The following is a 25354-nucleotide window of genomic DNA, read 5'->3' on the forward strand; positions in this document are numbered from 1 at the left end:
GTTCGGGGTGGAAGCACAGCAATGTGTGTAGCTGACGAATACTAATCGGTCGAGGGCTTATCCTAAACACGTTTACTGTGACCCATACATCCAGTAGACAGCAGCTAAAAAGGCTTCAGCAAGCCTAATCTTTCGTATCCAGTTTTCAGGGCGCAATTTGCTTTGAATGCTTAATATTCCCTGATAGCTCAGTTGGTAGAGCACTCGACTGTTAATCGAGTTGTCACAGGTTCGAGTCCTGTTCGGGGAGCCATTGTAGAGAGGTGTCCGAGTGGTCGAAGGAGCACGATTGGAAATCGTGTAGGCTCTAACCGGGTCTCGAGGGTTCGAATCCCTTCCTCTCTGCCAGCAAGGCCCGTTGGTCAAGTGGTTAAGACACCTCCCTTTCACGGAGGTAACAGGGGTTCGAGTCCCCTACGGGTCACCAACTTTTCTATAAAAAAGATTGACAAAAAAGAATGACCTATGATATGATATAAAGGTCGCTCAACATGGAGGATTAGCTCAGCTGGGAGAGCATCTGCCTTACAAGCAGAGGGTCGGCGGTTCGATCCCGTCATCCTCCACCATTTATTAAATAATAACGACGCGGGGTGGAGCAGCCCGGTAGCTCGTCGGGCTCATAACCCGAAGGCCGCAGGTTCAAATCCTGCCCCCGCAACCAAATTCTTTACCTTTCGGAACTTTCCGAGAACATGATGTGGAGCTGTGGTGTAGTGGCCCAACATGCCTGCCTGTCACGCAGGAGACCGCGGGTTCGAATCCCGTCAGCTCCGCCACTTAAAAACAACATCAGGCTCGGTAGCTCAGTCGGTAGAGCAGAGGACTGAAAATCCTCGTGTCGGCGGTTCGATTCCGTCCCGAGCCACCATTGATGCAGTACAAGCAACACAAGTGAATATGCCGTTGTAGCTCAACTGGTAGAGCAACTGACTTGTAATCAGTAGGTTGGGGGTTCAAGTCCTCTCGACGGCACCACATGGAGGATTAGTGAAGTGGCTAAACACGGCAGACTGTAAATCTGCTCTCTCTGAGTTCGGTGGTTCGAATCCATCATCCTCCACCATTTTTTTACCTAGGGGCATAGTTTAAAGGTAGAACAAAGGTCTCCAAAACCTTTGGTGTGGGTTCAATTCCTGCTGCCCCTGCCAATAAAACATTTGAATATGGCGGTCGTGGCGAAGTGGTTAACGCATCGGTTTGTGGATCCGACACTCGGGGGTTCAATTCCCCTCGATCGCCCCATTAATTCAAAAAATAGCATCACGCATTTTGTTGGGGATTAGCCAAGCGGTAAGGCAACGGACTTTGACTCCGTCATTCTCAGGTTCGATCCCTGAATCCCCAGCCATTTATATGCGGAAGTGGCTCAGCGGTAGAGCATCGCCTTGCCAAGGCGAGGGTCGCGGGTTCGATTCCCGTTCGAATCTCTTAGGGCACGCCATCTTTACTGAAATGCCGATGTGGCGGAATGGCAGACGCGCGCGACTCAAAATCGTGAGGGAAACCGTGGAGGTTCGAGTCCTCTCATCGGCACCAACTTTTCTAACACAAACTCTTAAGATCATAATGATCTTAAGAGTTTTTTTGTGTTTTAGTTTCATAATAGGTAAAATCGACCTGAAAATTGCCCCTTTACATCTGATTAAACCTAGTGTACTATTTAACTAGAACACTAAGACGATGGAGGTAAGGAAATGATGAAATCATCTTCTGAAATAAAGGGAGCAATCCCCGTACTTTCTTTAAAAAATGTAACCAAACGTATTGCAGGCAAAGCAATCGTAGATCGAATGTCATTTGATATTCACAAGGGAGAAATCGTAGGGTTGCTTGGGCCAAACGGTGCAGGTAAAACAACGACAATCCGAATGATTGTGGGTTTGATTCAAATGTCCGAGGGTGACGTGCTTATTCAAGGAAAAAGCATACGTAATGAATTTACAGGTGCCATAAGGCATATCGGAGCTATTATAGAAAATCCTGAGTTTTATCCATATATGACAGGGTATGATAATCTAAAGCAATATCAGAGAATGTCATCAGGCATTACGGAAGAACGGATAAAAGCAGTTACGGAGCTGGTAGGTTTAGAGGCAGCAATGAACAAGAAAGTAAAAGCATACTCTCTTGGAATGAGGCAGCGTCTAGGCATTGCACAAGCACTGTTAGACAATCCATCTTTGTTAATACTGGATGAGCCAACTAATGGCTTAGATCCAGCAGGGATTCGTGAAATGAGACAATATTTGCAAAGAATAGCTGTTCAAGAAGGGATATCGATTCTTGTATCGAGTCATCTGCTCTCAGAAATGGAGCTCATGTGCAGCAGAGTCGTTGTTATTCAGGAAGGCAAATATGTGACTCATCGTTCACTAAGCGATAAGGAAGAGCAATCCAAGCAACTATCCGTTGTTGTTCGTGTAGATGATATTGAGCGAGCAAGCCGGGTTTCTACAAGTATAGATGGGGTTGAAGTTATTCAGCTTTTAAAAGATAGCAGCGAGCTTGTATTAGCTCTTCAGAATGAACTTATTCCTCAGGTAGTAAGCAAGCTAGGGGAAGACAATATTAAAATTTATCGAATCACTGAAACGAAGATATCACTGGAAGACGAGTTTTTGAAATGGACTGGGGGTAGTCGCATTGCTTAATTTTAACGGTCTAGTATTAAACGAATGGTTGAAAATGTCAAAGAAACGAAGCTTCTTCATTGCATACGCAGTAATGCTCCTTACGATTGTAGGTTTCACTTATTTAATTTGGAAAATGTCTGGTGATCAATATCCAACTATGCTAGAATTTGCTGGATCGATCATGGCAAATGGAGTCGGACAGATCGTAACGATTGTAGCCATTATTTTCACAGCTGGTATCGTCGCAAAGGAACATCAATTAGGAACCGTTAAATTTTTGCTCATACGAGCTCATGGTAGAAGCAAAATTTTAGCATCAAAATATGCAGCCGTTATATTGTTTGTTTGTTCGCTCATTATTTTCACAATAGCTGCTGCTCTTGCAGCAGGAGGAATCGCATTTGGATTTGAAGCGACAGGGGAAGTTTCCTGGTTGGATGTTGCGAAATCAATGTTATTTCAAACAGTTTATACAACCATCTATGTAACTTTAACGTTTATGTTCGGCATTTTAACGAGATCATCTGGAGCGACAATAGGAATAGGCATGACTGCTGTCTTATTGGAAGGCTTAATGAAAATGTTATTATCAAGCTACGATTTCTCCAAATATCTACTCTTTATGAATACAGATCTATCGTTATTTACAGGTAATGAATCGTCATCTGGCGGAATGTTGTTCCCGAGTGTTGTGTGTGCAGCATATGTGTGTTTGTTTTTGGTTATTAGCTTTGTTACGTTTAAAAAACGGGATATTGCCTAACATGCAACGTTTTCGAGTGGGCAGTTGAGGGGAGAAGGACATATTGTGAGCATAGAATTTGATAATAATTTGCCAATCTACTTGCAGATCATGAATTATATTAAGAAAGAAATTGTCATTGGCAAGTTGAAGGCTGGGGATAAAATACCGGCGGTACGAGAACTTGCGTTAGAACTGCAAATCAACCCGAATACGATACAACGAACCTTTCAGGAGCTTGAGCGAGAACAAATCGTCGAAACGAAGCGCGGGCTTGGCCGATATGTCACTAGTGAGGAGTCGAAAATAATGGATATCAAAAAAGAAATGGCAGGAGATTTGCTCGGTCGCTTTATTCAAGGGATGCAGGAGCTGGGCTTTGCAAATAACGATATCGTAACGATCGTTTCACAAGCGGTAAAAGAAGAAGATAAAGTAAAGGAGTGATGGGACTGTGGAGAGCATTTTGAAGCTGACAGAGGTATCAAAGTCATTCGCCGGCAAGAAGGCGCTGGACCAAGTCTCACTCACGTTGGCACCTGGCAAGATTGTTGGTCTGTTAGGAAGCAATGGCAGTGGCAAAAGCACATTGATGAAAATAGCTGCAGGACTCATTCATCCAGCTTCGGGCACGGTTACGATTAACGGGCATCTTGTAAGCAACGAGACAAAAGCAATTACATCTTTTATGCCGGATCAACCGCTCACAGAGAGCTGGATGCGCGTAGAGGATGCAATAGATTTTTATAAGGATTTTTATGCCGATTTTGATCATAAGAAAGCAAATGAAATGCTTGCTTTCATGAATTTGAATAAACGTGATCGGGTAAGCGCGTTATCTAAAGGGATGAATGAACGTCTTCAGCTTACACTCGTATTATCACGAAATGCGAGGCTGTATTTGCTTGATGAGCCAATCGGAGGCGTAGATCCAGTAGCAAGAACGAAAATATTGGATGCGATTGTTAACTACTATAACGAAGAAAGCAGCTTAATCATTTCAACCCATCTTGTACGCGATATTGAGCGGATCTTTGATGAAGTTGTTTTCATACGCGAGGGTAAGATTGTATTGCAGGATGAGGTAGAAAATATACGACTGGCTCACGGTAAAAGCGTTGATGAAATGTTTAAGGCGGTGTTTGGGGAATGATTAAGCTGTTGAAATACGATTGGAAGCGAAGCAACGATGGTATCCTCAGCACGCTTGCAATCTTTATCATACTAGAAGCAGCGCTCAGTATTACGGGATTAACGCGCAACTGGGATGAAGGTCTTATTACAGCGTTTAGTATTTTCGGCTATGTAATGGTCTTTATCTTGTTGTTCATCCATTGCTGCCGTACGTTTGAACGAAACATTAAATCCTACAGCCGGCGCTTACTGCCGCTGCACCCAATCAATGGAATAGGTGCTGCTATCCTTCTAGGCTGGATCATCATGCTGCTCGTTTTGATTATAGCAGCTATTCATATCGCGATCTTCATTGCATTTTCGGATATGGATATTCAATATTTCAAAGAACATGTTTCTTTAGAGAACGGCGCTGTATTCGGAATGGTAATAAGCTATATTTGGATGTACACATCCTTTATGCTCTCGATTCTATGTTCCATTACAGTGGCGCGCAGCTTCCGAGTGAAACATTCTACATGGATCGGGATTGTCTTTTTCTTTGGAGTACAAAGCATTGCTTCTTGGTTAACGTATCAGTTATTTGACCAAAAAGAAGGTATGATGGGTATAGTTTCAGTCAATGTACCTCAATCGAATAGCGGATCAGTAACCTTTGGTTCATCATTTAATGTGGATTTTTTATTCGGACCATTTTTACTGGATTTAGCGTTTACTTTAGGTTACTTGTTTCTAATGATTTATTTGTTAAAAAAGAAAGTCGAGATTTAAAAAAAATGACGTTGGCGCATGTGGGGTGAAAATCCTATATGCGCTTTTTTATGCTTTAAATAGATTTGAAAAAAGGATCAGCATATCGCTTTTAAGTGATTTCAAGAAAACGCTTTAAATGGTAATATGATTATGATTCAATCGATAGTAGGGGGAAGCGGAGCGTGAGGTTCGGTAAATCGATTAGAACTCGTCTTATTATTGGGTTTATGGCAGTTATGCTGCCTGTAGTTATTTATATGCTTATTAACAACAGTTACTCACGTGAGATCGTTCGAGAGAAAGTATCTGAGACCTATCGAAACACACTCGATATTTACGTGGGGCAAACGGATCAAAATCTATTGCAGATTAATGATTATCTTTATAAAATGTCAGTGCTTGATACCGACGTAGGTTTGCTAATGTCCTTTCCGATGGATAGTGACGGTTATACGTTAACGAAAATTAGAATTGATGGGAAACTAAATCGCGACGTTGGCGTCTATAATCTGATTGATGCTGTATTTCTATATCACGATAAAGATATTATTTTTGGAACAAAAAGCGTATATAACGATACAAAAAAGATAATAAAAACGCATATGGATTCAATGACAAAGGAAGAAAATCTGCTTATGAATGATCAACATTTATGGGAGGTCAGAGCAGACGAGCGGATGCCAGGGAAGTTTTTTTTGATCAATTTCATTAAGGTGTCAGATGATTTATACGTCGGCGCAATCATTAAAGTACAGGATATAAACAGAATGTTATCGATTCAATGGAGTGACGGTGATATCGGTCATAACGGCATTTATTTACGCGCTGGCGATCAGCTTGTTCAGTCATTGACGGAAAACTTAGCGCCGCTGGAACTCAGCTATAAAATATCGAAGAAACCGTATGAATCGCTGACTGATCGAAATACAGGCGAAACCTATCTTGTTATGAATAGAATGAGCGAAATGGTGGATATCGCTTATCGAGTCGTTATACCTGAGCGGACGCTGCTGCGTAATTTATTATTTTTTAGAAATGCGACGTTATTTGCTCCAATTGGGTTTCTAGCTATTTTGCTTATTTATTTGTTCTTTATGAGGAACATGCTGTTTAAGCCGCTGCATGAGCTTATTCTAGGAATGAAGAAAATCTCTTTAGGAATGCTGGATGTCAGATTGAAGAAAAACAAATCGCTTGAATTTGAGTTTCTAGGAAACACCTTCAACATCATGGCTGAACAAATTAAAACCTTGAAAATTGATGTTTACGAGGAGCAGCTCCGCGTGAAGCAAGGAGAGCTTAAGCAGCTCCAAGCGCAAATTAATCCGCATTTTTATATGAACAGCTTAAATATTATTTATAATTTAGCAGCATTAGGCGATACGGAATCGGTGAAAAAGATGTCGCTGCATCTCGCTGATTATTTCCGATTTATTATGAAAGCCAATCGGGACACGATTACACTTAAGGAAGAACTAATGCATATCGAAAACTATATGACGATTCAAAAGATTAGATTTCCTGAGAAGCTGCAATGTACCTATGAGGGAATCGATGACATTTTGCATTATCCAATTGCTGCATTAACCATTCAGCCTTTTGTAGAAAACTCCATCATTCATGGGTTCAAAAACAGGAGGCAGCTTTTCCAAATCAAAATATGTGCGGAAATAGACTCCGAGCATGGATTTACGTTATCGATCAGCGACAATGGTACGGGCTTTAGTCCTGAGGTGCTGGAGAAGCTGCAAAACAAAGAACCGCTGCAGGAAGGCGAATCGAGCAGCTTAGGCATTATGAATGTCATTCATAGACTACAGCTGCTGTATGGCGAGCGGACATCAATTACTTTCCGCAATCAAGCGGAGGGCACCGGAGCAATTGTCGTTATCGTATTTCCTAAGCTTACGGAGGGAGTGAAAGCAGTTGTATAACTTATTGGTGGTAGATGATGAGGAGATAGCAATTCGAGGCATCGTGAATGGCATAGACTGGTCAACGCTGCCGATTGCGAGCATTTATACGGCTATAGATGCGGAAGAGGCCCAGGCGCTGCTGACTGCGCATACGATTCACATTATGATATCGGATATTGATATGCCAAATCAAAGCGGAATCGAATTGCTAGAGTGGGCGAATGAGCATTCCCCTTCCAGCGTAACTATCTTTTTGACCGGTCATGCGGATTTTAAATATGCGCAGCAGGCGGTTCAGCTTGACTGCTTCGATTATTTGCTCAAGCCGATCGATCATAACGCTCTAAAAGCATGTGTGAATGAGGCGCTGGAAAAAGCTCGTGATTTGGAGCAGCTGGAAAAAATTCGCGGGACGTACAACTTATTTTATGAGCAATGGAGCAAGCAGCAGCCTATATTAATAGAGCGTTTCTGGCAAGATGTCATTCACTACCGTTTATCAGCGGCATCGCAACAGCTCAATTTCTCATTGCAAACCTATGGTTTACCGCTTGAATCGGACAGTTTGATTCGCGTCGTGCTAATCAGCATCGAGCAGTGGCGGGAGGAATGGTCGGCCCGTGATGAGGAGATCATGACATACGGTATTAAGAATGCAGCTGAAGAGATCGTGCTTCAAGGTGAATCTGGCCATATTGTGCAAGATGGCAGCGGGATTTTATATGCAATATTTTATAGTGGAGTGTTCGATGACAAGCAAGGCAATAATGATCTGCATGCCAGATGCAAAACATTTATTGATCAATGCAAAACGATGCTGAATTGCTCGTTATCCTGTTATATAAGCGAAGCAGCGGAAGTGAAGCAGCTCCGTACTACAATACAAACGCTGCTTACCTTAGAGAGAAGCAACGTCAGCAATACTTGTGCGATTATAATGGAGCGTGATCATACACAGAAGCAAGGATTGAATACACTTCAGCAAGCCCCCTTCTCTGACTGGGCACTATTGCTGGAGTCCGGCAAGCAGACGGAGTTGTCCTTGCGAATAGATGAATGCTTCGACCAGATGTTAGAGCTGAAAGTTGATTATACCCATATGGCATCGTTTTATTATGGATATATGAATATGGTGTTCCAATGGTTGAATAAAAAGTCGGTTCAAATGACGGACGTGTTTGTACATAGAGAATGGGAGGTAGGCGAGAACATTCTCAAATCATTGCCGCGCATGCGAACATGGACACAGCAATTGAGCCAGCAGATAACGGACTATGCCAACCAAAACGGCAAGGACGTGTCACAAGTTGTGGAGAAGGTTCAGCGCTACATGGAAGAGCATATGGGAGAGGAATTCAGTCGTGAGCAAGCGGCAGAGTCTGTTTATTTGAATCCAGCTTATTTATCTCGTTTGTTCCGAAGGGAAACGGGTTACTCGTTAACGGATTATTTGGTTCGAATGCGTATAGCTAAGGCGAGAATCGAGCTTGAAAAAACAAATAACCGAATAAGTGATATTGCCATAAACGTGGGATATAGTAATTTCTCGCACTTTTCTAAGCTGTTTAAGAAAACGACAGGGCTTACACCGCAAGAGTATCGTAAAAACTTTCAGGATGTATGATTGAAAAGTCACTGCACCGTTAATATGGTCACGGCGCCGACAGATGTCGGCGTCTTTTTTTTATACAATTATACCTAGATGAAACACAAGAGTTTTAGAAAGAGGAGGGGGAAGGCGTTGGCGAAACATACGTCGGAAGCGATAACAACAGCTGCCTATATTCCGAAGAGTTCAATGAAAAAAATGTCTCAACTCCGTATTTTTCGCAAGTATTGGATGTTCTACCTAATGATGCTGCCAGCCATTGTATTGCTGCTGCTGAACAATTACATTCCGATGTTCGGAATCATAATTGCGTTCAAAAACATTAATTACGCGGATGGAATATTTGGAAGCGCCTGGAGCGGGTTAAGAAACTTTGAGTATTTGTTCAAAACGTCAGACGCTTGGATCATTACAAGGAATACGCTGCTGTACAACTCAGGTTTTATCGTATTGAACTTGGTATTCCCGCTCTCCTTTGCAATCATGCTTAATGAAATCAGAAGCCGGTTTCTCGCAAAGCTTCATCAAACGATTATGTTCCTGCCCTACTTTTTATCGATGGTCGTCATTAGTTATTTGGTCTATGGCTTCTTGAGCGATCAGCATGGGTATTTGAACACTTCGCTGCTGCCGGCGCTTGGACTTGAACAGGTTCAATGGTATTTCACCCAGGAGGTATGGCCTTACATTTTGCCAATCGTTAACACCTGGAAAAGCATGGGGTACTTTACCGTCATTTATATGGCAGCCATCATTGGCATAGATGATGAGTATTACGAAGCAGCAACCATAGACGGAGCAAGCAAGTGGAAGCAAATGACGAGTATTACGATCCCGCTCATTATGCCGATCATTACGATTATGACGCTGCTGCAGATCGGAAAAATATTTAACGCGGATTTCGGTTTGTTTTTCCAAGTGCCAAGAGAATCGGGTGTGTTGTTCCCGGTAACGAATGTTATCGACACCTATGTTTATCGCACATTCCTAACGGTTGGTGATATTGGCTTATCCTCAGCGGCAGGATTGCTGCAATCCGTAATCGGCTTCGCATTAGTATTTTTCTCGAATTGGGTGGTCCGCCGAATTAATAAAGATAATGCGTTATTTTAGAGTCGCGCAATCGAAGGATATTTACGAAAATTTTGTTTGGAGGTGATCCTATGGAAGCAGCTGAGATTGAAAAAATACCTTCCGGATCTAATATCAAAAACCAATTATCACTTCCGGCTTCTCTAGGCATCAATATATTTTTTATAGTGTATTCGTTGCTTTGTATCGTGCCGCTCATTTTAATTATTATGGTTTCGATCTCCGATGAAAGTACAGTTGTCAGGGAAGGGTATCAATTTATTCCATCAAAGTTTGATTTGGCAGCGTACCAGTTCCTATTTAAGGATGCGACCCAAATTTTTCGATCCTATGGTATCTCTATCTTTGTAACGATTGTCGGAACTTCACTTAGCTTAATGATCATGGCGCTGTACGCTTATCCAATATCCAGATCAGACTTTCCTCATGCCAAGTTTTTTACCTTCTTCGTATTTTTTACGATGCTTTTCTCAGGGGGCTTAGTTCCTTGGTATCTCGTATATGTTCAAATGCTCGATTTGAAGGATACGATAATGGCTCTTATTGTACCGCTTTTAGTTGCTGCGTTTTTTGTTCTAATCATTCGAACGTTTTTCCAAACGACCATTCCTGTTGCCATTCTGGAGTCTGCAAAAATTGATGGAGCAGGAGAGCTGACGATCTTTTTCAAAATTGTTTTGCCGTTATCGCTTCCGGTACTTGCCACAGTAGCACTCTTTCAGACGTTAACGTATTGGAATGATTGGTTCCTCAGCCTTGTGTTCATTACGAAGGAATCGAACATAACTGTTCAATACCTCATGTATAAGACGATGCTGAACATTCAGTTTTTAGCTAATAACAGTACGGCGGCGGCGGCTATTATTGCGGCTGGAGGCACCTTTAAGTTTCCGAGCGAGACGGTTCGTATGGCAATGGTTGTTGTTGGAATCGGCCCTATCATTTTTGCATATCCGTTCTTTCAAAAATATTTTGTAAAAGGGCTGACTGTCGGCGCTGTAAAAGGTTGAATTCATGGCTATCAGCAATCATACGGCTGTAATCGGCAACGCCGATTTAGCATATAATCCAAATTTTTGAGGGAGGTCCACCCGCTATGAAGCAAGTTAAACAAAAAACATCGATGCTTCTTCTCATGCTGATGTCCATCGTACTGATTGTATCCGCATGTTCAGGAAACAACGGGAAAAACAACGCAGAGCCAACAAAAGCGCCAGCTGCCGAAACGGATAAACCAGTCACTAAGGATGAAGAGCCGCCAGCATCAGATTTGAAGCCATATCAGATTTCTCTCGTATATCCTGGCACACCGCAAACGGATGAGAAAAAAGTAGAAGAAGCACTCAACAAGCTGCTTACTGAAAAAATCAACGCAACGATTGATCTCAGGCCAATTGATTGGGGCGCATGGGATGATAAAATCAATTTGATGGTTGCTTCGAGGGAAGAAGTGGACATTGTGTTCACGGCGCAGTGGAATGGTCATGCTAAATATGTTGCCAAAGGCGCATTTCTGGATCTAGGTGACCTGATTGATAAATACGGTCAAGGCATTAAAGATTCATTAGACCCTGCGTTTCTGGAGGGGGCAAAAATTAGCGGCAAAAACTACGGTGTTCCAACGAACAAGGAGCTCGCGGCTGCTGGCGGAATCGTCTACCGCAAAGATGTTACCGATGAGCTCGGCATTGATATGAGCAATGTGAAAACACCAGAAGATCTTGATGCTGTATATGCCGTGGTTAAGGAGAAAAAGCCGGAATTAATTCCGCTGTATACAACGGCAGGCGCTTTCAACTCGCACTTCTTCGCCAATTACGACTTCTTGGGCGATTCAACGATTCCTGGCGCCATTCTTAAAGATAAAGACGATACTAAAGTGATGCCTATGGAGCAGCTTGATCGCTACAAGCAATATTTAAATCTGACTCGTGACTATTTCAAGAAAGGCTACATTAATGCAGATGCTGCGACTACACAAGTTGCTTCAGCAGACGCTTGGAAGGCAGGCAATGTATTCTCTACAATTGAGCCAATGAAACCAGGCAAGGACGCAGAGATTGCAAGCGCTTCTAACCTGACTGGGAAGCTTGCTCAAATCATGATGACAGAAAAAACAGTCGCCACATCTGAAACTGCTGGTTCGATGCTAGGTATCTCTTCCACTTCTAAGGATCCAGACCGTGCGATGATGTTGATTAATTTGCTTCATACTGACAAGGAAATCAATAACTTGCTTAACTTCGGTATTGAAGGCGACCATTATACACGCAGTGGAGAAATCATAACAGCTACAGGAAATACAGCTAACTATAACCCAGGCTCGGCTTGGATGTTCGGCAGTCAGTTCTTGAACTATGTTTGGAATACAGAGGACCCAGATAAGTGGGCTAAATTTAAAGAGTTCAACCAAAATGCGAAGGTTTCTCCAGGCCTTGGTTTCGTATTCGACAGCGAGCCAGTGAAATCGGAAGTTGGAGCATTGGCAAACGTAATCCGTCAATATCAAAGAGCGCTTGAAACAGGCTCGGTCGACGTCGATAAAACGTTAGCTGAATATGATAAGAAATTGAAGGAAGCAGGCGTTGATAAAGTGGTTGCGGAGAAACAAAAGCAATTTGATGCGTTCCTAGCCAGCAAGTAAACAACCTGTTGTTACGATCAATGAAACCCGCGCCTTCTAAAGGCGCGGGTTTTTCTTGCTTGCAATTTTTTGTGTATTCCTTACAATTAAGCTAACAAATGCAATTCATCCATGCAGTAGGGGGCTATGCGGGTATGACTCGATCGATGTACCATTTGATGCGTGCAAGGATGCTCCTGCTGACCTGCTTCTTTCTAGTTATAGCTTGTTCAAATGAGTCAGGCACAGAACCGGCATGGAGCAATAGTGAAGCCAAGAGCCAACTTGAAATCAATAATGAAAGCGTTTCAATAGATTCAGGAGAAGTGGATGAAGCCGATAACTCTGACATTCATCAATTAAAAGCGTACACGCTTAAGTTTGTATATACAGGTGCACCGCAGAAAGATGAAGAAGAAATAGAAGCGGCCATGAATGACTACTTATTAACGAAAATAAATGCAAAAATAGACCTCATTCCAATTGACTGGGGACCGTGGGACGATAAAGTCAATCTGATGATCGCATCACGTGAAAAGATTGATATTTTATTTACAGCGCAATGGAATAAACACGCGATTAATGTGTCAAAAGGTGCTTTTTTAGCCGTTGATGAGCTTTTAGATCAGTATGGCCAAGGCATTTTGCAATCGCTTGACCCTGTATTTCTGGCAGGTGCCAAGATTGAGGGACATAATTATGCCGTTCCAACAAACAAGGAGCTTGCTGCGCAGGGAGGCATTATCTATCGCGCGGATATAGCTGAAGAGCTTGGAATAGATATGACTAAAGTGAAAAGTATAGAAGACTTAGATGAGGTTTATCAGATTGTCCGAGAGAAAAAGCCGGAGATCACACCCCTTTATCTGAAGATGGGGGAATCGTTTAATACACATTACATTGGGAATTTTGATGCATTAGGAGATACATCGATTCCTGGGGTCATTTTGAAGGATGGAGAAAGCACTAAGGTTTTGCCTGCCTATGAAGTGGGCCGTTATATAGATACACTGCACATTACACGCAAGTTTTTTCAAAAAGGGTACATTAATAAAGATGCGGCTACGAATCAGACGATGAACAGCGAGGCGCTGAGATCCGGCGATGTTTTTTCAATAACTGGCGCATTGAAGCCCGGCAAAAGTGAAGAGCTGGCGATTCAGACGGGTATGATCGGAAAGCTTGCGCAGCTGCCGTTAAATGTGAAGACGATAGCAACGTCAGAGACCGCGGGGTCAATGCTGGCTATCTCTTCGACCTCACAAGATCCAGCGCGAGCGATGATGTTTATTAATCGGCTGCATACAGATGTTTACTTAAATAATTTATTGAACTACGGGATTGAAGGCAGGCATTATATAAAGGTTAGTGAGAATGTGATCAGGCCAACCGAGTATACGCAAAATTATAATCCAGGAACCACTTGGATGTTCGGCAATCAGTTTTTAAATTATGTATGGGAAAGTGAAGACCCAATGAAGTGGAATAGCTTCAAGCAATTTAACCAAGAGGCAAAAATTTCACCAGGCCTTGGCTTCGTATTTAATGGAGATACGGTAAGGGCTGAAGTAGCTGCGGTCGGCAATGTGGATAGGCAGTACCAAACTGCGCTTGAAACAGGATCTGTAGATGTTGATAAAGTACTGCCCGAGTATATCGAGAGGCTGAGAGCGGCAGGTATCGAGAAAATAATAGCGGAGAAGCAAAAGCAATTCGATCAATTTCTTGCAAGCAAATAAGCTTCAAAGCCTATAAGTTGTGCCGGCCATGCGCTTTCGTAGCTGGACCGGCACTTTTTAATGATAAGAAAACGGCTAGAGCGCGCTTCCGCCAAAAACAAAACGGTATTCCCAGTGCGTATTGTCGATGTTGTCGACCCGTACGCCGCCGCTTTCCTTCGAATAAGTATCGAGCATTTTTCCATTGCCTAAATAAACGCCTACGTGAGTTATCGTTTGTTTTGACTTCGTTAAACGCGAATAACCTGCCGTACTGCTGCCGTGATAGGACATAAAGAACATGAGGTCACCGCGCTTTAGGTTTTTCCAGTCTGTTTGAATCGCTGAATTTTTCTTAATATAAGCTGCTTGCAGAGCAGAGGTAGAAGGAAGCGTTACGCCCGCTGCTTTTTCAAATATGTGTTTGGTGAAATCTGAACAATCAAATGTTTTCGTTGTGCTTCGATCAGAGCCGAACTCATAGGGTGTCCCTAAGTATTTCATTCCTGTTGCAATTATTTTCTCCACCGATGATGATGCTGCATAGACATGTCCATTTGTTTGGAAAGGAATGGCCCCAGTATTGAATAATACGGTAGTCAAAAAGCCAGCTACAATGAGTTTCTTAATCGAATAGTTTTTCATTGGCAGCGTATACACCTCCTGTGTGATAATAACGTAACACAGGGATATTAGTAGTTTAAGCTGTAAAATATGGGTATTAACCCGCATTTGACCCTAGAGGCGGGCTGCCCACTCGACCTAAGTCTAGTGAGAAAACCGCCGAAAGTCCGTTTTATAAAAGGAGAAATTGATCTAAACTAAGTACATAAGCAAGAGCAACACACGTAAGGCAAGAAAAGAAAAATGAATAAATTCTAATAGTCGAAAGGAGTTGGAAATGGAGATGAATGGAAAAAGCGCTTTGGGCGTGTTGCTTGTCATCGTCGGCAGTATCGCGGTACTTAATTTTGTCGGAGTTCATTTTGGTGCAATATTCGGATTTTTGCTCCCGTTCATACTAATCGGATTGGGGGTTGTCGGTTGGTCGAACAATAAGAAATGGATTGGCGGAATACTTATTGCAATCGGCGGCATGATGATTTTCGGCAAACTCGGCGGTATCATCTTACTGCTTCTAGCAATCGGCTTAATCGTTGCTGGTGTGAGCCTCTTTAAGAAAGACAAACGCAGAGCATTCTAGTTGCTGCGAATCATTATTAAATGTAAAGATAGATGAAGCTGGTTTTGCACCGCAAAACGTTAAGGAGGACATTGAATGAGCATTATGAAGCGAGTTCGCGACATTACTGTCGCTACATTAAATGAACGGCTTGAAAAATCAGAGGATCCAGTACGGTTGATTGATCAATTCCTCTGGTCGACAAGAGAAGATATTATCCAAGCTGAGAAATTATATCAGCAGTATGCAGGACATAGCAATCACTTGAAAGCACAATGGCTGCAAGCTGAAGAGCAAAAGGAACGCCGTGAGAATCAAGCTTTGACAGCTCTGAAGGCTGGCGAGGAGCAAATGGCAAGAATCGCATTGCATGAGAAAGCTAGCTGCGAAGAGCGTTCAATTCAATACCGTGAGCTGTTCGAGCAAAGCCGTCAAAACACGCTTGATCTTGAAGAACAGCTGCGCGAGATGCGCAGCGAATACCAATCGGTATATGACAAGCGTGAATATTATGCAGCTCGTATGGAATCACTAAGGCTTCAACAACGAATGAACGCTCGATATACGAGCGGCTTCGGTGATCAAGGCATTCAATCGGGTTCTGTGTTTAGAAAGCTGGAAGATCGTATAAGCGGCATGGAGCATGAAGCAAAGAGTCTTCGCGACATTCGCAAGATGGGTCAAGAATTCGTATCCGAAGCGGGCAACACATTGCAGTCAGTTATTGAACGAGAGCTTGAGCAGCTGAAACGTAAGCTTGAGAAAGAGGGATGGTCGTCTTGAAAAAACTGTATCGATCTTCTCGAGACAAAAAATTATTCGGTCTTTGCGGTGGATTAGCAGAAATGTTGAATGTGGATGCGACGCTGCTGCGGATTCTGCTTATAGTCGTTACGATCTTCACAAGCGGAGCTGTTATTCTGATCTATATTATCGCAGGCTTGGTTGTTCCTAAAGAACCGCCGGTCTACTCCGGCTACGGTCCAAACGGCTTTGGTAACGGAAACGGAAACGGTTATGGCGGAGGTTATAACCCAGGATTCGATCAACATACAAATTCGCCTTTCGGCGGTCCTTACAAAAACCCGCCGCAAGCGCCAGGCTCTTGGAGTGCACCGGCACCTTCATCCCAGCCTACAACATCGTCACAGTTCGATAGCATGATGGATGATTTGGAGAAAAAAGCACTACGTCGTGAAATTGAAGAATTGAAAGCCAAAATTGCTAAATACGAGAAGGGGGATTTTTAATATGGGAATTTTCAAACGCATGAAAGACATGACTAAGGCATCGGTAAATGAGGCATTGGACAAAATTGAAGATCCGATTATTATGTTAAATCAATACTTGCGTGACATGGAATCTGAAATTCATCAAGCTGAGGTTACAGTAGCTAAACAAATGGCGAATGAGCGCCGGATGAAGCAGCGCTTGGAAGAAACAGTACGCAGCGCGGCAGATCGTGAATCAAAAGCAGAAGCGGCTCTAAGAGCTGGACAAGAAGAACATACGCGCAAGCTGCTTGAAGAGAAGCTTTATTTTGACCAAAAGGTAACAGAATATACTGATTTGCACGCACAATCGAAGACTCAGGCTGAGGAATTGATGCAACAGCTGCACGCAATGAAGGAAGAGTTCTACCAGCTTCGCAACAAGCGCAATGAGCTTGCTTCCCGTGCACAAGTAGCAAAAGCTCAAAAGCAAATGGCGCAATTGACTACAAACAACACGATTGATAGCGGTTCGGCATCACGCGGCTTCTACCGGATGGAAGAGAAAATTATGCAGCTAGAGGCTGAAGCAGATGTATTGCGCACGCCTTACTCCTATAACAGCTCTTCGAACAGCTTTAATGCAGCAGATGCTGAGAAAAAAAATAAAGTGGATGAGCAGCTGCAAGCACTAAAAAACAAGCTAAACCCAACAACTTCATTAACAAAGGCTCCGACTGAGGAATAAGACTATAGGCTATGAAGGAAGCGGACCGTTTTGCGGTCTGCTCTTTCATATGTTTTTTACTTCATAGTGGTTAAAATAGCGAAGAGAAGGAAGTGAGCCGTATGGAGCAAGGCAATAAGAGCGACCATTCGAATCATGCGGCCCGCAAGCGTCTTGTAACGGAAACGATATTGTGGCTGCTGATCATTGTCAGCTTGGTTGTTATCATATTGCAAGGAATCGGTTATGTTGATCTCTTCACGCTTCAAGGGAAATGGGCAATTATCGGACTAGCTTTCGTTGGCGCAGGTTTAGCGGCTGCTACATTAAACGGTTATTTGCAAAACTCCAAGCTAAAGGAATCGCTGAAGCGGCTGACCGAGCAGCAAAAAAAACGTCGATTTACAGTTACGTTAAGCAATGGGGAGACGACGGAAAACGAAATTTCAGAACAAGAGCAGGTTGATCCTAACTGGGCGAAGAAGGTCAAGTTCACCGCAGTAATCGAAGAGCGCCAGCGGCTTGCGCGCGAGCTGCATGATGCAGTAAGCCAGCAGTTATTCGCCATATCGATGACAGCGACTGCTGTTAGTCGAACGATTGAGCGAGATTGGGAGCGAGCCAAACGTCAGGTACAGCTTATTGAGGAAATGGCTGCCGTTGCTCAATCAGAAATGCGCGCGTTGCTGCTACATCTTCGGCCCGTCCACTTGGACGGAAAAAATCTGGGGCAGGCGCTTACTGTTCTAGTGGATGAGCTGAAGCAGAAAGTACCGATGAAGATTACACTTGAGGTTGATGATACGATCCTGCTTCCTCCTAATGCTGAGGATCATTTATTCCGCATCGCTCAGGAGGCATTATCGAATACGCTCAGGCATTCGAAAGCGGAAAGCATGGATATCAAATTGCTTCAATTCGGCAACCAAGTACACATGAGTCTGAAGGACAGCGGCGTTGGATTTGATCTTGAAGCGAAGAAGCAAACGTCCTATGGCTTGCTGACTATGGAAGAGCGGGTAATTGAAATTGGCGGCTCCCTGCAGATGATTTCGAGACCTGGCGAGGGAACTGTCATTGAAATTTGGGTGCCCACTGATGTTTCATAAGAGAATGTAATATAATTATAGTAATAATGATGAGCTTTATGAAAAAATGAGGGCGGTGTAAGGTGTGGAAGCAACCCAGCAATTGAGTCGGCCTATAAAGGTTCTGCTTGTAGATGATCATGAAATGGTGCGCATCGGACTTGCAGCGGTGCTTGATACCGAGGATGGAATTGAGGTTGTCGGTGAAGCGAGCAACGGCATGGACGGCATTCGATTAGCACAGGCATACAGACCGGATGTTGTACTTATGGATTTAGTTATGGATGGCATGGATGGTGTCGAGACGACAGCAAAACTGCTGGAACTGTACCCGGAATGCAAGGTAATTGTATTGACGAGCTATTTGGATGATAGCAAGCTCTACCCTGTTATTGAAGCAGGCGCATTCAGCTATTTGCTGAAGACGTCGCGAGCGACCGAGATCGCGGATGCGATAAGGGCCGCTGCTCGCGGACAATCGGTACTGGAGTCGCAGGTAGCAGCTAAAATGATGAATCGCTTCCGGCAGCCAAAGCAGCAGGAGCAAGCTCCGCTGCATGATGAGCTGACTGAGCGCGAGATGGATGTATTGAAGCGGGTTGCACAGGGACGCTCCAATCAAGAAATTGCCGATGAGCTGTTCATTGGTGTGAAAACAGTAAAATTTCATATTACTAATATTTTTAATAAGCTTGATGTGGATGATCGCACGCAAGCAGCCATTTATGCACATAGACAAGGAATTGCCGAATAAGTGTAGCGCTATGGCTTAGCGGATATCGATAATACTTTTTGGTATAGCTGCTCGATATCATCTACATCGATTACTGGGATGGACGGGTGAACTATTGTTCCAGAGCTGGCATCACTCCAAGCCGCGGCTGCAAGAGGGTTTGAAACACTATGGAACAGCTCGGAATCAACCGCAGTTCGAATCATGATGATTTTTGGGTATGAGGCATCTTTGAAACCTTCGATAAGAATAACGTCGGCCTCGGTCATTTGTGAAATTAACAGCTGAAGCGGTTCAGCATGCTGTTTCATAATAGCTGTACGCTTTGAGGATGTGATAGCTGTTATATCCGCCCCTGCCTCTTGATGCCTCCATGTATCCGTTCCTGGTGTATCGATCTGAAAATCATGCGCGTCGCGTTTGATTGTCCCAACTTTATATCCTGCTTGTTTGAAGCGTTCTGTTAGCCGGCAAACCAATGTGGTTTTGCCGGTATTTTTGTATCCAACGATTTGAACGATTAATGGCATGGGCTTCTCCTTCATGGCGCTTGATGACCGTAATTGCCAATAGTTTAACATACATTGTAAAATGGATGCTGAACAAGCTGCCGAAGGTTACGTAAGGCGGCGAGATGAGCGGAGGTTGAATATGACTGAGAGTGGCGAAGCGAGCGGAAGTATGGATAAGGCTAATCGCGGTGAAGCGAGTGAGGGCATGGATAAGGCAAATCGCGGTGAGGAGAGTGGGAGGAAACATATGAGCCGGTTCAAACGGCAGGCTGTGAAGGTGGAAGAAGCGCAGCAGCGGCTGCTTGCTGCTGCGGATGGGCTAGCCCTCGGCAGCGAGCTTGTGCCGCTGCGGGCTAGCGGCGGCCGATGGCTTGCGCAGACGATAGCTGCGACAAGCGACTGGCCGCCCTTCGCGCGCTCGGGCCTCGACGGCTACGCCGTGCGCGCGGCAGATATCGCGTCAGCGTCGCCAGGTACGCCGGCGACGCTGCGCGTGGTTGATTCGGTTGCAGCGGGCGAGCTCGCCCTTGCGACCGTGCAGAAGGGCACTGCCGTGCGCATCATGACTGGCGCGGCTGTGCCTATGGGGGCTGACGCGGTTGTCATGCTGGAGCAGACCGCGGAAGCGATGCTGGCCGATGGCTCGCCGGCGGTGCTGATTAAGCACGCCGCCGCGGCAGGCCAGCACATTGCGCCCCAAGGCGAGGAGTTTCGCCTTGGGGGCGCTTTGGCTTGTCCCGGGACGCTTGTGCGAACGGGACATGTTGCGCTGCTAGCCACCTTCGGCTATGCCGAGGTGGCGGTTGGCAAGCGCCCGCGCGTAGCGATATTTGCGACCGGCAGCGAATTGCTGGCGGTCGAGGCTCCGCTGGCGGCGGGACAGATCCGCGACAGCAACAGCTTTATGGTCGCTGCTATGGTGGAGCAGAGCGGCGGATTAGCGGTTATGTGCGGATCATTGGAAGACAAGCCTGATGCCGTTGAGGCTGCTTTGGCGAGTGTATGGGATGATGTTGATTTGATTGTCACAACAGGCGGTGTATCTGTAGGGGACTTTGATGTCATGTCAGACATCATTAGGTCGATAAAGAACAATAGTGTATCTGGCAGTGAAGATGCAAACCGAGTGCTCTTCGACAAAGTTGCGATGAGACCAGGCAGTCCAACGTCAGCAGCAATGCTTAACGGCAAGCTGCTGCTCGCCTTGTCGGGCAATCCCGGTGCTTGTTTTGTCGGATTTGAATTATTCGTTCGTCCGGTGCTGCTGCGATTGCAGGGAGCAAGTGAAGCATTGCCTCGTAAAGTTAAAGCAATACTGCGGACAGCTGTGAATAAGCCAAGTCCCCATGATCGTTTTGTGCGCACAACACTCATCAGCACGGAAGATGGAAGCTTGCATGCTGACCCGCTAGCCTATTCCAAATCGAGTATGATGGCTTCCATTGCGGATGCAGAAGGATTAGCAATCATTCCGTCAGGCTCGAGAGGAGCGGAAGCGGGTGATATGATTGAGGTTGTTCTTATCCCTTAACATGGAATTTAGTGAAAATAAAGGTTTTTATTATATAAAACGGAAGGATATACTCGGTAAGGAGCCGAATATATCACTTACATAGAGTGACAAGAAGCAGCTTTGCGAACGTGGCATGCCCTTTCGGATTTAACTTTAAAGGAACCGATTCAAGACTAATCCAACATATGGAATTGGTGAGTAGGTTTGCATAGAACTGTAGTAAGCAGCGTAAGGAAGGGTTGATGTAAGAGGTGACTGGAGCAGATCAACGGCCTTATGCTGCTCGGCATAAGTAAGTGCATATTTTAAGCCAGTAAGCATCCCTTCTGATCCAAGCATTAGCCTCTGCATACGGCTGGAAGAGTACGACAACTTTTGTTTTTGCTCCATATGGATGGAAGTTGGCAGCAAACTCTTGCTGATTTCGTTCTGAACAGAAATAAGGCTAGCTGTTCGGTCTCTATTTTCTGAAGAAATGGTATAGGTAGAATCCGCAATCCACTTGCCGTCTGTTGTACTGCGTCGCAGTCCGATCTCCTCAGCTGCGGGATGCCTCAAAGCCAGCTCAATACTTTCCCACAGCTCTGGTTTCAAATCATCAGCATGTGCTCTGTAATGATCCTCCAACTGATTGAGCATCGCAGTAAGGCGAAGCAAGCTGCTTGCAATTGGCTTGTCCGTGTACAATTCGTTACTTAATTGCTTGTTTATCTGCTCGATGTCGTACTGCGCTTGTTTTGCCTTATTAAGCCAAGAAGCAGCACTGTTAGCAGCTTGCTGGAAAACGCGCGTTAAGCTCTTGTTATATTCTGGGGCTTGCTGAGCTTCGCCATCCCGATAAGGATAATAAGCATAAGGGCTAATAGCTTGTACGGTGGAGTATGCATAGGATCGTTCAATGCCTCGAATGGAACGTATCGATGTGCTCATTAGAAAACTCCTTTCTCACTCCATTGGTATATGTTGTGTCAGCGTACTATACGGTGATTAAAAAGACTGGCGAAAGCTGTCAGCAGCATCAATAAAATAAAAAAGCGGCGCATCTCCGCTGAGCTCGCCGCTTTGCCATTTACAGCAATAGAAACAAGAATGCGATTGAAGCCAAATCAAGAGCGAGCGCTTCGCCCCATGGATAATAAGGCCGTTCTCCATAATAGTAAGGATCATAAGGGTAAGCCTGCGTTTGAACTTGCATTGAAGCGGATTTATGAGCCGTCTCTTTTTTACCTTTACCGCCTTTTTTGTTTTTTGAAACTTGCGGCTTCGCATTTGCGGTCGCGGCTTCCGTTTCGCCGGAGCCTGCGTTTAAATGCAATCTCCCGCTCTCGCAGGAGCTAAGTATGCCAAAGTGGCGCATGCCGTCATTCATAATCACACATACTGGATACCCGCAAAAACGACTGACGACTTCTTCGTGCAATGGATAAATGCGTTCCATTTGCTGATGACACCTCCAAAGTGTAATTGGAATAAAGCGCTTGAGCGTGTTGTATTGTCATTTTGCTATGAGAGGCTAAACTCAAAGTATTTATTCCAGCATTCCTGCAACCAGTGTATTCACCTACAGGCAAACGTGTATGGATGTTTACCCATTTGGAAGAGGACAGGAGTGAATAATAATGTATATTCCGAAAAACACGCCTCCCGCTCGCCACCGTATGTCAGCAAGGCAGCGAGCCAAACAAACGAAGGTTGGAATCATGCTAGCAATGCTTGTGATTTTGATATGTGCAGCATGGGCGATGTGGCAGGCCGACAGGGAACCGAAGGAAGCAACTTCAGCGGAACAGCTTCTTCAGCATGATTTGGGAGAGCTGTGGTTATGGAGCGACGACCAAATGAAAAGCAGCTCTGAGGGAGCGCAGTGGTCGATTCGATGGAATGTAACGGGCAAGGAAGGAGCCATGGAGGAGCTTACTCAGCAAATGTTTTCACAGGAACCGGGAAAAGCTAGCAGCATACTGTTGCAGAACCAGAATGAAGGCAAAACAGTCACTGGCGTTATTCCGTCATACGGCGGACAAGTTTCAATTAGTCTCACACAGATCGACAGCAATGGCGAGCAGCTTATGGTTATATTAGAAACTAAGCCAACTGAAATGACCAAAAAAAATAAGCTGCTGCAAGTGACAGCAGAAGTTTCTGCTCAGATCGCACGTATTTCCCCTGCGTTTACGACGAGTATGAAAGTACAAGGTTATACGAAAAATAGTCAAGCCATTCAGCGTTTGGTTAGGCTGACAGATGCCAAAGCTGTGGATCATTATGAAGATAAAGGCACGACAAGCGACATGTTTTATACCCGAAAGCTGTATTCAGCCATCACCGTTGAAAATGGGAAAACAGCCAATCTTCAAATCGCTTTGCATAAAGAGACAAATTCAGATCAAACGGCATTGACGATCGGTGTGCCTGTCATTACGGGTGAATACAGTGCCAATGCGACGGCGAGCCCATAGATGGGTATACTCTGATTAGAATTAGTAACGGATCGTATCAGTATTTTTTATGACATGTTGAATAGCGAATTAAAGTTGAATATGCTAAACTACATATCATGTAAAGTTGTATAAAAATACATAGGGAAAGAATGAGGCAAATGACATATAATAATAATCTTGAATCCGTCTCTGCAGAAGGTGCTGTATATTACCTCTTCGGAGCAACGGGCGATTTGGCTCGGCGCAAGCTGTTTCCAGCCCTTTTCAGTTTATATAAAGAAGGCAAGCTCACGGAAAACTTTGCCGTCGTTGGTCTAGCAAGACGTCCTCGTACGAATGAACAATTTCGTGCTGACCTTTATGAATCTATTGTAGAGTTTTGTCGTTACAAAGCGGACGATGCTGAGCTTTGGAATCGTTTTGCAGAACATTTCGTATATATGTCACTCGATATTAACGATGTAGAAGGCTTCCGCGAGCTTAGCAAATTGTCTGAGCAGCTTGACGTGAAGTTCAACATTCCCGGCAACCGTCTTTTTTACTTGGCCCTTGCGCCTTCACTTTTCGGTCCGGTATCATTCAATTTGCGCGACGGAGGATTGCTTGAATCTAATGGCTGGCATCGCGTCGTAATCGAGAAGCCATTTGGCTACGATCTTCCATCGGCTCAGAAGCTGAATGAACAGATTAACCAAGTGTTTAAGGAAGAAGAAATATACCGTATCGATCACTATCTAGGCAAGGAAATGGTTCAAAACATTCAAGTTATTCGTTTTGCTAATGCTTTTTTTGAGCCTTTGTGGAATAATAACCATATTGCCAATGTTCAAATTACATTATCCGAAACGGTTGGCGTTGAGGATCGCGGAGGCTATTACGACAAATCGGGAGCTTTGCGCGATATGGGTCAGAACCATATGCTGCAAATGCTTACGATGATTGCTATGGAGCCGCCAAGCCGCTTGCACGGAGAAGATATTCGTGACGAGAAGGTGAAGGTGCTTCGTTCACTGCGCAATTATACGTCAAGTGATGAGGTTCGCTCGCACGTCGTACGCGGTCAATACAGCGAAGGCAGCCATCACGGCAAAGAACTTCCGGGATACCGCCAAGAGGATTCTGTTGGCCAGGACTCCACGACTGAAACTTATTTTGCTGCCAAAGTATTAGTGGACAACTTCCGCTGGGCTGGCGTGCCTTTCTATATTAGAACGGGCAAACGTCTACCTGTAAAAACAACGGAGGTCGTCATTGAGTTTAAATCGATGCCGCAAAATGTTCTATTTGCCCAGCGTCATGATTTGGCGCCGAATTTGCTCGTTATTCGCGTAAACCCGCTTGAGGGCATATATATTAAAGTAAACGCAAAAACACCAGGTCAAAACAATTCGGTACAGCCAGTTGCCATGGAGTTCTGCCAAAGCTGCCAAATCGGCTTAAATACGCCTGAAGCGTATGAGCGCCTCATTCATGATGCGGCACGCGGCGACTCCACTTACTTCACGCGCTGGGATGAAGTATCCCAAGCTTGGGCTTTCGTGGATCGTATTGCACAAGCTTGGCGTGAAGAGAAAAGTGATTTGAAGCTGTATCCAGCGGGATCATGGGGTCCAGAAGCTGCGGATGAAATGCTAAAAGAAGATGGTTTCCATTGGTGGCCGGTTAACGGACAAGAGGAAGATAACGTCATTTGGGTTTCGAACAGCGGAAAATAATCGCTGCC

General features: G+C 44.5%; 24 protein-coding genes and 13 tRNA genes. 33 read left to right on the top strand and 4 right to left on the bottom strand.

All coding sequences use genetic code 11. The annotated features are described in order from the left end of the window. The first annotated feature begins 177 nt into the window (after positions 1–177). The 24 genes from AB4Z45_RS07880 to AB4Z45_RS07995 all read left to right on the top strand — a co-directional run bounded on the left by AB4Z45_RS07880 (position 178) and on the right by AB4Z45_RS07995 (position 14244). A tRNA-Asn gene (locus tag AB4Z45_RS07880) sits at positions 178–253 on the top strand. Positions 254–257: 4 nt separating this feature from the next. Further along, positions 258–348: transfer RNA gene (locus AB4Z45_RS07885), tRNA-Ser, on the top strand. Positions 349–352: 4 nt separating this feature from the next. Next, positions 353–427, top strand: a tRNA-Glu gene (locus AB4Z45_RS07890). A 66-nt stretch (positions 428–493) separates the two neighbouring features. Further along, positions 494–569 (top strand) — tRNA-Val (locus tag AB4Z45_RS07895). A gap of 18 nt (positions 570–587) precedes the next feature. Further along, positions 588–664: transfer RNA gene (locus AB4Z45_RS07900), tRNA-Met, on the top strand. A 38-nt stretch (positions 665–702) separates the two neighbouring features. Then, positions 703–779, top strand: a tRNA-Asp gene (locus AB4Z45_RS07905). Between the two features lie 16 nt (positions 780–795). Continuing rightward, positions 796–871: transfer RNA gene (locus AB4Z45_RS07910), tRNA-Phe, on the top strand. Positions 872–902: 31 nt separating this feature from the next. Beyond that, positions 903–978: transfer RNA gene (locus AB4Z45_RS07915), tRNA-Thr, on the top strand. A 3-nt stretch (positions 979–981) separates the two neighbouring features. Continuing rightward, a tRNA-Tyr gene (locus tag AB4Z45_RS07920) sits at positions 982–1066 on the top strand. A gap of 11 nt (positions 1067–1077) precedes the next feature. Beyond that, positions 1078–1151, top strand: a tRNA-Trp gene (locus tag AB4Z45_RS07925). Between the two features lie 18 nt (positions 1152–1169). After that, positions 1170–1245 (top strand) — tRNA-His (locus AB4Z45_RS07930). A 31-nt stretch (positions 1246–1276) separates the two neighbouring features. Then, positions 1277–1351 (top strand) — tRNA-Gln (locus AB4Z45_RS07935). A 106-nt stretch (positions 1352–1457) separates the two neighbouring features. Beyond that, positions 1458–1539: transfer RNA gene (locus AB4Z45_RS07940), tRNA-Leu, on the top strand. 158 nt (positions 1540–1697) lie between these two features. Beyond that, the gene (locus tag AB4Z45_RS07945) at positions 1698–2654 is read left to right on the top strand and encodes an ABC transporter ATP-binding protein (RefSeq protein ID WP_441908617.1); all 957 of its coding nucleotides are present in this window, start codon (positions 1698–1700) and stop codon (positions 2652–2654) included. Beyond that, positions 2647–3399 carry an ABC transporter permease gene (locus AB4Z45_RS07950; protein ID WP_441908618.1) on the top strand — a complete coding sequence of 251 codons (753 nt, stop codon included), beginning with the start codon at positions 2647–2649 and terminating at the stop codon, positions 3397–3399. Before AB4Z45_RS07945 ends, AB4Z45_RS07950 begins: the two co-directional genes overlap by 8 nt. Positions 3400–3444: 45 nt before the next feature. Continuing rightward, a complete protein-coding gene (locus AB4Z45_RS07955) occupies positions 3445–3825 on the top strand; it encodes a GntR family transcriptional regulator (protein ID WP_441908619.1) in 381 nt (126 codons plus the stop codon). Positions 3826–3832: 7 nt separating this feature from the next. After that, the gene (locus AB4Z45_RS07960; protein ID WP_441908620.1) at positions 3833–4531 is read left to right on the top strand and encodes an ABC transporter ATP-binding protein; all 699 of its coding nucleotides are present in this window, start codon (positions 3833–3835) and stop codon (positions 4529–4531) included. Continuing rightward, entirely contained in the window at positions 4528–5283 is a 756-nt protein-coding gene (locus AB4Z45_RS07965) for a hypothetical protein (RefSeq protein ID WP_441908622.1), read from the top strand. The genes AB4Z45_RS07960 and AB4Z45_RS07965 overlap by 4 nt, the downstream gene beginning before the upstream one ends. 164 nt (positions 5284–5447) lie before the next feature. Further along, positions 5448–7199: a sensor histidine kinase gene (locus AB4Z45_RS07970; RefSeq protein ID WP_441908623.1), complete on the top strand. Its 1752-nt coding sequence runs from the start codon at positions 5448–5450 to the stop codon at positions 7197–7199. After that, positions 7192–8805: a helix-turn-helix domain-containing protein gene (locus tag AB4Z45_RS07975; RefSeq protein ID WP_441908625.1), complete on the top strand. Its 1614-nt coding sequence runs from the start codon at positions 7192–7194 to the stop codon at positions 8803–8805. Before AB4Z45_RS07970 ends, AB4Z45_RS07975 begins: the two co-directional genes overlap by 8 nt. A 174-nt stretch (positions 8806–8979) precedes the next feature. Continuing rightward, the gene (locus AB4Z45_RS07980) at positions 8980–9903 is read left to right on the top strand and encodes an ABC transporter permease (protein WP_076271054.1); all 924 of its coding nucleotides are present in this window, start codon (positions 8980–8982) and stop codon (positions 9901–9903) included. A gap of 50 nt (positions 9904–9953) precedes the next feature. Continuing rightward, positions 9954–10892: a carbohydrate ABC transporter permease gene (locus tag AB4Z45_RS07985; protein ID WP_076270979.1), complete on the top strand. Its 939-nt coding sequence runs from the start codon at positions 9954–9956 to the stop codon at positions 10890–10892. 86 nt (positions 10893–10978) lie between these two features. Beyond that, complete coding sequence (locus AB4Z45_RS07990) at positions 10979–12526, top strand: ABC transporter substrate-binding protein (protein ID WP_339207456.1); 1548 nt, start codon at positions 10979–10981, stop codon at positions 12524–12526. 134 nt (positions 12527–12660) lie between these two features. Next, positions 12661–14244 carry an ABC transporter substrate-binding protein gene (locus AB4Z45_RS07995; RefSeq protein WP_441908627.1) on the top strand — a complete coding sequence of 528 codons (1584 nt, stop codon included), beginning with the start codon at positions 12661–12663 and terminating at the stop codon, positions 14242–14244. Between the two features lie 75 nt (positions 14245–14319). On the opposite strand, the gene AB4Z45_RS08000 is transcribed toward AB4Z45_RS07995, so the two are convergent. Then, positions 14320–14868 carry a C40 family peptidase gene (locus AB4Z45_RS08000; protein WP_441908629.1) on the bottom strand — a complete coding sequence of 183 codons (549 nt, stop codon included), beginning with the start codon at positions 14866–14868 and terminating at the stop codon, positions 14320–14322. 262 nt (positions 14869–15130) lie between these two features. On the opposite strand from AB4Z45_RS08000, the gene AB4Z45_RS08005 reads away from it, so the two are divergent. The 6 genes from AB4Z45_RS08005 (at position 15131) to AB4Z45_RS08030 (ending at position 19186) form a co-directional block, all read left to right on the top strand. Continuing rightward, the gene (locus AB4Z45_RS08005; protein ID WP_076271055.1) at positions 15131–15427 is read left to right on the top strand and encodes a LiaF transmembrane domain-containing protein; all 297 of its coding nucleotides are present in this window, start codon (positions 15131–15133) and stop codon (positions 15425–15427) included. Positions 15428–15502: 75 nt separating this feature from the next. After that, entirely contained in the window at positions 15503–16189 is a 687-nt protein-coding gene (locus tag AB4Z45_RS08010) for a PspA/IM30 family protein (RefSeq protein ID WP_076270983.1), read from the top strand. Next, positions 16177–16656: a PspC domain-containing protein gene (locus AB4Z45_RS08015; RefSeq protein ID WP_441908630.1), complete on the top strand. Its 480-nt coding sequence runs from the start codon at positions 16177–16179 to the stop codon at positions 16654–16656. Before AB4Z45_RS08010 ends, AB4Z45_RS08015 begins: the two co-directional genes overlap by 13 nt. Before the next feature lies 1 nt (position 16657). Then, entirely contained in the window at positions 16658–17365 is a 708-nt protein-coding gene (locus tag AB4Z45_RS08020) for a PspA/IM30 family protein (protein WP_076270985.1), read from the top strand. A 101-nt stretch (positions 17366–17466) separates the two neighbouring features. Beyond that, positions 17467–18453 (top strand): sensor histidine kinase, encoded by a 987-nt coding sequence (locus AB4Z45_RS08025; RefSeq protein WP_076270986.1) that lies wholly within the window; start codon positions 17467–17469, stop codon positions 18451–18453. A gap of 82 nt (positions 18454–18535) precedes the next feature. Beyond that, the gene (locus AB4Z45_RS08030; RefSeq protein ID WP_076271056.1) at positions 18536–19186 is read left to right on the top strand and encodes a response regulator transcription factor; all 651 of its coding nucleotides are present in this window, start codon (positions 18536–18538) and stop codon (positions 19184–19186) included. 8 nt (positions 19187–19194) lie between these two features. On the opposite strand, the gene mobB is transcribed toward AB4Z45_RS08030, so the two are convergent. Next, positions 19195–19695, bottom strand: a complete 501-nt coding sequence (gene mobB / locus AB4Z45_RS08035) for a molybdopterin-guanine dinucleotide biosynthesis protein B (RefSeq protein WP_441908631.1) — start codon at positions 19693–19695, stop codon at positions 19195–19197. A 121-nt stretch (positions 19696–19816) separates the two neighbouring features. Between mobB and AB4Z45_RS08040 the strand changes: the two genes are divergently transcribed. Then, a complete protein-coding gene (locus AB4Z45_RS08040; protein WP_441908632.1) occupies positions 19817–21208 on the top strand; it encodes a molybdopterin molybdotransferase MoeA in 1392 nt (463 codons plus the stop codon). A 135-nt stretch (positions 21209–21343) separates the two neighbouring features. On the opposite strand, the gene AB4Z45_RS08045 is transcribed toward AB4Z45_RS08040, so the two are convergent. Next, positions 21344–22120: a hypothetical protein gene (locus AB4Z45_RS08045; protein ID WP_441908634.1), complete on the bottom strand. Its 777-nt coding sequence runs from the start codon at positions 22118–22120 to the stop codon at positions 21344–21346. 139 nt (positions 22121–22259) lie between these two features. Further along, the gene (locus AB4Z45_RS08050) at positions 22260–22628 is read right to left on the bottom strand and encodes a hypothetical protein (protein ID WP_441908635.1); all 369 of its coding nucleotides are present in this window, start codon (positions 22626–22628) and stop codon (positions 22260–22262) included. A 181-nt stretch (positions 22629–22809) separates the two neighbouring features. On the opposite strand from AB4Z45_RS08050, the gene AB4Z45_RS08055 reads away from it, so the two are divergent. Continuing rightward, a complete protein-coding gene (locus AB4Z45_RS08055) occupies positions 22810–23649 on the top strand; it encodes a YwmB family TATA-box binding protein (protein WP_441908636.1) in 840 nt (279 codons plus the stop codon). A 140-nt stretch (positions 23650–23789) separates the two neighbouring features. Continuing rightward, positions 23790–25346, top strand: a complete 1557-nt coding sequence (gene zwf, locus AB4Z45_RS08060; RefSeq protein ID WP_441908637.1) for a glucose-6-phosphate dehydrogenase — start codon at positions 23790–23792, stop codon at positions 25344–25346. The last annotated feature ends 8 nt before the right edge of the window (positions 25347–25354 follow it).

The sequence above is a fragment of the Paenibacillus sp. MCAF9 genome (assembly GCF_052114265.1).
Classification (GTDB): Bacteria; Bacillota; Bacilli; order Paenibacillales; family Paenibacillaceae; genus Pristimantibacillus.